Genomic DNA, 6,050 nt, shown 5'->3' with positions numbered 1-6,050 from the left:
GTCTTGGATTCCTCGACCGTTATGACGCCTTCACCACCAACCTTCTCCATCGCCTCGCCGATGAGTTCACCGATGAGGGGATCGTTATGCGCGGAGATCGTTGCTACCTGTTCCTTCTCGCGCCTGGTCGAGACCGGCCGTGATATCTGCTTGAGCGTTTCGACTGCGCGCTTCGTTGCGCGGTCGAGACCGCGCTTGATGTCGATTGCGCTCGCGCCCGCGACGACATTGCGCACCCCGTCGGCAAACATCGCGTGGGCGAGAATGGTTGACGTGCTCGTTCCGTCACCGACCATGTCGCCGGTCTTTTCGGCCGCCTGTCTCAACATGCGCGCGCCGAGATTTTCTTCCGGATCCTTCAGATCGAACTCCTTGGCGATCGTCACCCCGTCGTTGCAGACGATAGGGGCGCCCCACTTTTTCTCGATCAGAACCGACTTCGAACGCGGGCCGAGTGTCACCCGCACGGCTTCGGCAAGGTGGGTTGCGCCGCGCAGAATCTTTTCGCGCGCCGCCGAGCGAAACAACACTTGCTTGTGAGCCATGGTCATCTCCGAGAGAGTCAGACTCGTTGATTTAACCAAGTTGTCGCAGACGGGCCTTGATGCGCGTCAATAGTGGTTCCAGAGCAGCATTTGCCGCAATCAAGCTGGCTCGTTGTGCTTTCACATCAGCAGATATGACGCGCGGACACGACGGCGGTTGCCCAAGCCCCAACTGCCTATCAAATTGCGAGGGCATTGAATTGAGCCAGATCAATGGAGTGGCCGCTACCCAGGCTATGGTGGGGTAGCTCGGAGACATACCCGATGTTACCTTTCACGGGCGGTCAGTTTCTTGCCAACCTGGTCGCTTACAATGAAGCCATCTGGCCAGTGCAACTGGCAGCATTTGCGATTGGCATCCTCGCCATGGTCCTGCTGATTTGGCGACCGCGAATGGCGGACCGCCTAATCGCCGCTGTTTTGGCAGTAATGTGGCTATGGACGGGCGCCGCCTATCATTGGCTTCATTTCGCCGAGATCAACCCGGCGGCATATATCTTCGCAGCCCTGTTCGTCGTACAGACAGCAGTGCTCGGCTATGCTGGCGTCGGCAAGGGTCAGCTGAGTTTCCGGCTTTACTCTGGAACTGCCGCCAGCGTGGGGATTAGCTTGATCGCCTACGCGGCCGTCCTCTACCCCGTTCTCGGCATTTGGACGGGCCATGCATATCCTGAGATGCCAGTGTTCGGTGTCACGCCCTGTCCGGTGACGATCGTCACGCTCGGGTTCTTCCTCCTCGCGAAGCCGCCTGTGTCTCCGTGGTTGTTTGCAATCCCACTGATCTGGTCCTTGATAGGAGGAAGTGCTGCATTCCTTCTCGGCATGCCGCAAGACTGGTTGCTTCTCATGAGCGGTGTCATCGCCGTTTGCTTGACCGTGGCCTCCCGCCGCAAAAGCCGAATTGGGAGGTCCCAACTGTAGGCCCGCGCCCAATCCTTGGCGAAGTTTTTGCAATGAGTAGAAGGGTTCGTTTCTTGCTGGTCATGCTCATCGCTATGGCGACAGCGTCCGGTTTGGCTTTCTTGCTCTACAGGAACGAACTTGGTCGACTGCGCGACGCCGTCGGCCGAGGCAGCCGAGTCGCCAACATCGACATCGGCCCGATCGAATACGCCGACAACGGTGCGGGCATTCCGCTGCTCTCGATCCACGGGGCCGGCGGTGGCTTTGACCAAGGCCTTGCCCTTGCTGCCGATCTTGTGGGCGAGGGCTTTCGGGTTGTCGCTCCCTCGCGCTTCGGCTATCTGCGCACGCCCGTTCCGCAAGACCGCTCAGCAGCCGCGCAGGGCGATGCGCACGCGGCGCTGCTTTCTGAACTGAACATTCCCAAAGCGGTGGTTGTCGGCGTTTCGGCAGGCGCGCGTTCTGCGGTCGAGCTGACACTCCGCCACCCGGACAAGGTCGCCGTTCTCATTCTGATCGTTCCAGCCCTTTATTCGCCCGCCAGGCCGGTCGCGATCGACGTGAACCGCGGCAACGAGTTCGCATTCTGGGCCGTCAATGCCGGCGGCGATTTCGCCTGGTGGGCCGCCGAGACTATCGCACCGTCGATACTCCTTCGCTTTGTCGGCGTTCGGCCGGCGCTGGTTGCGGCTGCGCCCCAAGCCGAGAGAATCCGCGTCATGAGCTTCGTCAGGAACGTTGAACCGCTGTCGCTGCGCTTCCCCGGAATTAATATCGACAGCGCCCCCGAGCTGCATGAACTGCCGTTGGAACAAATCACTGCACCGACAATAATCATTTCCGCGCGCGACGACCTGTTTAACACGCTCCCAGCAGCCGAATTCGCAGCCGCTAAGATTCATGGTTCCAAGCTGCTCGTCTACGACACCGGTGGACATCTTTTGGTTGGACAGGCACAGCAGGCTCGCAAAGCGATCCGCATGTTTCTAGCCGGCGCGGGCCTGATCCAGTCATCAAATCGCCTGAAACAGTGACGCAACGTCCGCCTGAGCGGTGCCATGCCACCGCAGGAGCGATACGGAGCGCGTCAAGGGATCACGGCAGCTTTGCATCTGCCCTCGGATCACCCTGAACTTTGCCCCCGTGAAAGGCTCTTCTACCGATGCGACCGAAACCGCGAGGATATGTGGAAAGGACGAGGGCACTACCAGCGGCGCCTGCACGGTTCGGGTCTGCAGCTACCATCATGCTGTGAATGCGAGCCTGCGAGTGGCGCCGGAGCACGAAGTGTTCTCGATTGGGAGTCCAGAGCAATGACTTGCAGCTAGGGCACGGTGGATTATCCTTGCCATAAAGCAAGTGCGCTCACGTTCCCACGTCTCGAAAGGGAGATCGATGCCAGCGAGAGATGTCCCGGGGTTGCAGGGCCGCTTGCTTTAGGCTGCATTCTCACGTCGCTTCGAAGGCCTGAACGGATACCTGCTTGCGATAGCTGCGGTGGCCGTCGTCTTCGCCATTCGATTCGCTCTGCAGGGTGCCCTTGGGAACACCCTTGCCTACATACTTTTCGTTCCTGTCATCTTAGTCGCTGCGATCCTGGGCGGCATCGGTCCAGGCCTGATTGCAGTCCTTCTTTCCTTTGCTCCGGCGGCCTACTTCACCGGCATCAACCAATTCAGCTGGCTGCAAGCCGCGGTCTTCGTACTTGTCGGGCTTACGATTGCCTGGATGGGAGAGATGCTGCATCACGCACGCCGCTCACTTGACAGGACCGAAGACCAGCTGAGGTCGCGAGAAGCCCATCTGCGCTCGATTCTGGACACTGTCCCTGACGCAACCGTCGTGATTGACGAGAAAGGGCTGATCACCTCCTTCAGCGCAGCGGCCGTTCGCCAGTTCGGTTACACAGAGACAGAGCTCCTGAACCACAATGTCCGTCTTCTGATGCCGGAGCCATATCAAGGCGAACATGACAGCTACATTCAGCGCTATCTGACGACCGGAGAGAAACGCATTATTGGTGTGGACCGCGTGGTGGTCGGGCGCAGGAAGGATGGGTCAACCTTTCCGATGAAGCTGTCTGTCGGCGAGATGAGATCGCCCGCCGGCAGATTCTTCACCGGCTTCATTCGAGACCTGACCGAACGCGAAGAATCCGAAGAACGGTTGCAACAACTCCAAAGCGAACTGGCTCGGCTCGCCCGTCTGAACGAACTGGGCGAAATGGCTTCGACGCTCGCTCACGAGCTCAACCAGCCCCTCTCTGCCATTGCAAACTATTCGCAAGGCTGTGTCCGCCTCGTGAAAGCTCTGGATAACACGACGGCTGAGCAATTGGGGGAGGCGCTCAGGGATTTCGTGACCCGCGGCGAGACCGAGAAGTCACCGGAAGATGTGCGCAAGCTGATCGAGGAAGCTGGAGCTCTGGCACTCGTCGGCTCTCGCGAGCAAGGTGTGCGGTCAGTGTTTGAATTCGGTCCTGACGCCGAAGAGGTTTTGGTAGACAGAGTACAAATCCAGCAGGTTTTGATCAACTTGATCCGAAATGCCCTGGAGGCAATGCGTGGAAGCTTCGATCAACACATGTCCGTTGTCGCGGGCCGTGCGGACGACCAATTCGCGCCTGGCAGTAGCTGACACGGGACCGGGAATCTCAGATGAAATCGCGGCCAATGCTGTTCCAACCTTTCGTGACCAGCAAAGCAAGCGGCATGGGAATCGGGCTCTCAATTTCCAAGCGCATTATCGAGGCACACGGTGGGAAGATCGCAGCCCGTCGAAATGGAACGGTGGCGCGACCTTCAAGCTGTCCCTGCCGATAGCCAGTGACGAGGTGGCGGATGCCCAATAACAGCTATGTCGTGCATATAGTCGACGATGAGGAGCCCGTGCGCCGATCCCTTCGTTTCCTGCTGAGCGTCATGGGATTCAGCGTGCAACTCCATGAATCAGCGACAAGCTTCCTTGCTGCAGCTCCCTACCCTGGCAAAGCGTGTCTCGTTACCGATCTCGGCATCCCCGATATGAGCGGCGTCGAACTCCTGGAGCGCCTTAACGAGCTGGGTGCGATGGTGCCTTCGATCGTCATCACAGGTCGCGGTGACGTACCGATGGCCGTGGCAGCCATGAGAGCAAGAGCGGTCGATTTCATCGAAAAACCGTTCGAAGACGCCGTCCTTTGTCGATGCCATCGAACGAGCCGCAACTAGATTTGGCGAAGATGCCAAGAACGACGATGACACCATCCTATTCGCCCGTCTCGCCACAAAAATCCTCGCCCGCGCTCGTCGATTGATTTGCCGCAAGGCGACTGAAGACAGGCCGCGCATATTGGCTGGCTATCTTTGCCGACCACAGGGCGTCCGAACGCCCGGCAAGTAACCTTCGAACGGTAAAGCGAGATGTGGGAACTAATTTCAGTGTGCCCACTCGGCAGGCATTATGTGTTGGGACTCAGCACGTGACCAGGTCAGTGTGGCCGAAACCCTTTGAGTAATCGAGTACGGAGATCACCGTTGGCATTACGCGGAAAATGCGGACTTGCTCCGGGGTCGGCATGGGCCCGGGCAGGGTGGCTTGCGGCGGATACTTGTCCGGCAGCATCTTCAGAACCCTTTCCGCTTCGTCCCGATCTGTGACCGGCTGCGCGCGCGCCGCCATGGAAAGTCCTGTGATTTCCATTACCTGCGGCGTATCATGGTCGATAGTCAGAGATACGCGATTATCTCCAGCCAGATTATGCGCCTTCTGACTGTCTAAACCACAGAGGAAGTAAAGAGTAAGGCCTTCGTTGACGTATCCGACGGTCGTCGCCTGTGGCCAACCGTCCGGCCTTAGAGTTGCGATCGTCATGATCCGATGCTGATCCAACAGCGTCTCGATCTTGTTTCTAATCTCCTGATTCATTCATTGCCTCCGACTCCATCGTTTGCTGCGACATTAGCCCATGCCGGCCAGCCCAGGCATTGATGCACATCAACTTAGCCGTTGCGAAAAAGCGTACCTGTCGGGAGCAAGACGGGTGCCGTTTAATCGACACAGTTTGATCGTGATCCTTATCGTTGCAGACGATCGGCGCGCCCCACGTCCTTTCAGAACGGGACTTCGATCCGAGCGTTACCCGCAAAGCGTTGGCCAGCTGGGGTCGTGCGCGCGAAGCATCTTTTCGCGTGCCGCTGAGCGAGCAATACCTGTTTGTGAGCCATGCACTTATCCGGGTGTCGGATCGATTCGCATAGCTCCGCCGTCGCCGACCGGCTTTGATGCGCATCAATTGCGTAGTGGCGACACATCTGTCGTGTTGACTGGGATCAATGCCGCCAAGGTCTTTGGCTGCTCTGCTGCCGTCTGCTCACCTCAGGAGGTAGCCATGCGGACGAACGAAACACCGCACTACGACGCCAGCGTCAACACGACGGGTTGCTGCCCCAAATTCAACCCAGGCGGCTGGGACGATCAGGAATTGCACTTCACCGACAAGCCCTTCGTGAGGGCGACCACCCACAGCGTCATGCATGTTCCAGTGAATATGGGCAGCGTCTTTGCCCGTGTTAACGAGCACATCGCCGACGCCGGCGCTTCTGATGAAGGCCAGTTCATCGT

Annotated in this window: 5 protein-coding genes and 2 pseudogenes; 5 read left to right on the top strand and 2 right to left on the bottom strand. The window is 58.5% G+C overall.

All coding sequences use genetic code 11. The features are described from left to right. Positions 1–545: TCP-1/cpn60 chaperonin family protein (locus EOA75_RS27185; RefSeq protein ID WP_281058574.1), on the bottom strand; the 545-nt coding region annotated here is incomplete at its 3' end. A gap of 264 nt (positions 546–809) precedes the next feature. On the opposite strand from EOA75_RS27185, the gene EOA75_RS27180 reads away from it, so the two are divergent. The 4 genes and pseudogenes from EOA75_RS27180 to EOA75_RS27165 form a co-directional block, all read left to right on the top strand. Beyond that, entirely contained in the window at positions 810–1,466 is a 657-nt protein-coding gene (locus tag EOA75_RS27180; protein WP_127325604.1) for a DUF6064 family protein, read from the top strand. A gap of 62 nt (positions 1,467–1,528) precedes the next feature. Continuing rightward, the gene (locus tag EOA75_RS27175) at positions 1,529–2,482 is read left to right on the top strand and encodes an alpha/beta hydrolase (protein WP_245466752.1); all 954 of its coding nucleotides are present in this window, start codon (positions 1,529–1,531) and stop codon (positions 2,480–2,482) included. Between the two features lie 433 nt (positions 2,483–2,915). Then, a pseudogene (locus EOA75_RS27170) lies at positions 2,916–4,299 on the top strand (PAS domain S-box protein). Next, a pseudogene (locus EOA75_RS27165) lies at positions 4,289–4,652 on the top strand (response regulator); the annotation flags it as partial. The pseudogenes EOA75_RS27170 and EOA75_RS27165, both read left to right, overlap by 11 nt. Positions 4,653–4,901: 249 nt before the next feature. Here the strand turns inward: EOA75_RS27165 and EOA75_RS27160 are convergent. Continuing rightward, the gene (locus tag EOA75_RS27160; RefSeq protein ID WP_127325602.1) at positions 4,902–5,354 is read right to left on the bottom strand and encodes a pyridoxamine 5'-phosphate oxidase family protein; all 453 of its coding nucleotides are present in this window, start codon (positions 5,352–5,354) and stop codon (positions 4,902–4,904) included. Positions 5,355–5,817: 463 nt separating this feature from the next. Here EOA75_RS27160 and EOA75_RS27155 point away from each other — a divergent pair. Next, positions 5,818–6,050, top strand: a 233-nt coding sequence (locus tag EOA75_RS27155; protein ID WP_348628684.1) for a hydrolase, incomplete at its 3' end; no start/stop codon positions are given.

The organism is Mesorhizobium sp. M1A.F.Ca.IN.022.07.1.1 (assembly GCF_003997575.1).
Lineage (GTDB): Bacteria > Pseudomonadota > Alphaproteobacteria > Rhizobiales > Rhizobiaceae > Mesorhizobium.
This window is presented reverse-complemented; position numbering and strand designations above follow the sequence as displayed.

Bases quoted from the DNA above. Each gene is read 5' to 3' on its own strand.
- EOA75_RS27175 (WP_245466752.1), top strand. From the start codon at position 1,529: ATGCTCATCGCTATGGCGACAGCGTCCGGTTTGGCTTTCTTGCTCTAC.
- EOA75_RS27180 (WP_127325604.1), top strand. From the start codon at position 810: ATGTTACCTTTCACGGGCGGTCAGTTTCTTGCCAACCTGGTCGCTTAC.
- EOA75_RS27160 (WP_127325602.1), bottom strand. From the start codon at position 5,354: ATGAATCAGGAGATTAGAAACAAGATCGAGACGCTGTTGGATCAGCAT.